This window comes from Streptomyces sp. NPDC111802, assembly GCF_055634335.1.
The window spans coordinates 1-1616 of sequence record NZ_JBVKCZ010000212.1; the positions used below are offsets into that span (position 1 = coordinate 1).

At 62.7% G+C, this 1616-nt stretch carries 1 pseudogene; it reads right to left on the reverse strand.

Features of this window, described 5'->3' with window-relative positions:
- Window positions 1–1150: 1150 nt before the first annotated feature.
- Window positions 1151–1491: pseudogene (locus ACZ7NC_RS45535) on the reverse strand (transposase); the annotation flags it as partial.
- Window positions 1492–1616: the final 125 nt, after the last annotated feature.

Consider the following 1616-nt stretch of genomic DNA (forward strand, 5'->3'; position numbering starts at 1 on the left):
ACACCTCCACCAACGGCACGGGAGCCTTGTGCGTTGTGGTCCTCACCTCGACCTGACCGGCGTCACCCGATCAGTAGTCCCGTTGAAAACGCTCACTGTCGCTGAGGGGACCTGCGCTGGCTCATAGCGCTGGACGGCAGTGGCATCCTCAACTTCCCCGCAGCAGTGAAATTTGCCCTCTAGCGCGCCGCGAGGGAGGTGGCGTGTTCATGTCTGCGAGCGCAACGTCATCAATCTGTCTCTTCAGGGGTCCTCTGCCATGAGCCAGATGTACGGCATGCATGGGCGGCCTGACGAACACATTCGTGGCGCAAGGGTGCAGATTGGAGAGCATCCGGGAAGCGAAGTCCGCAATCTCCCCAACGGTGCGGTTGGCGTGAAGGCAGGTCTCACTCAGCCAGCTCCAGCGTTCCCGCGTCCGCCGAGTGTGCTTGGTAGAGCCGCGGTCAGCGTCATAACTGACGCTCTGCACTCTCTAATGACTGACACCCTATGTCGGCGCAATTTCCGTTATCGGCCGTACCGGTCTCAAGCATGTGGTCCGGTGCGGAAGGCGGTGCAGGTCGAACTCCGCGACTGATTATACCGCCTGGACGGCCCGGCCAACTGTGGCCGGGCCGTTCTTCCCTTCGGGTCAGCATGCTGCCTGCCTTCAGCAGGGCGGCTGGACCCGAGCGCGTGCCGAGTGCGCCTGGAGAAGGATGAGGCGAGAGCACGACCAGCGCAGGTAGTGCACTGTGCAGGGTCAGGTATCATGGATCGCTCCCTGACAGTCCATGACCCACGTATGCACATCGCCACGGTCGTTTGCAGTGGCGTTGTGCGCGACTTTGTCGCCGGGGCGCAGGGGTGACTGTCTTGTCCCCTTCCGGTGACGGCCACTGAATGGCACTTTCATGTACTTATTCGTGGTCTTTGATACCGAGGCCGGAGATCACGTGGTTCGCCCAGAGGAGTCTTCATCGGCGATCCAGCTCTCCCGCTTTGCGTCGTCGCCCGAGCCGTTCATGCGCTGACCACCGAAGTTGACTGCAGCAGCCCAGACCCAGCAGCTGCCGCTCGGGCCCTTCGCAGCTACTGCGGGTGCCGCAGCGGCGAGGCTTGCGCCTGAAAGGGCGTTTTGTTCCGGCGGGGTTGTTTGGTTCGAGGTTTAGGTGTCGTGCCAGTTCGGGGTGGATTCGCGGGTGAGTCGTCGGCTTATGAGGTCGGTCATCGCGACGTGGATTATGGCTTCGGAGGGGTGCGAGTGGGTGTGTAGTCGCGTGCGAGACGGCGGTGGTGCATCAGCCAGCCGAAGGTTCGCTCGACGACCCCACGCCGGGGGATCACCTTGAACCCTTTGACGCCGGGGTCGCGTTGGACGACTTCGACGTCGATTCCGAGGCGGGCGCCGTCGTGGTTGGCCTTCTTTCGATAGCCGGTGTCGGCCCACGCTTTGGTCACGCGAGGGGGTGCGGCGGAGATCTGGGAGAGCAGGTGGATGCCGCCGGACCGTCCTCTTATGAAATGCGAGGGGCACTAAGACCGTGTCCTATGTGGTGAGGCGGACGTTGAGCTGTACATGGGGCGGGGTACGTGGAGTTGGATTGTTCCGGACGGGCTGTGGGATATCGCGA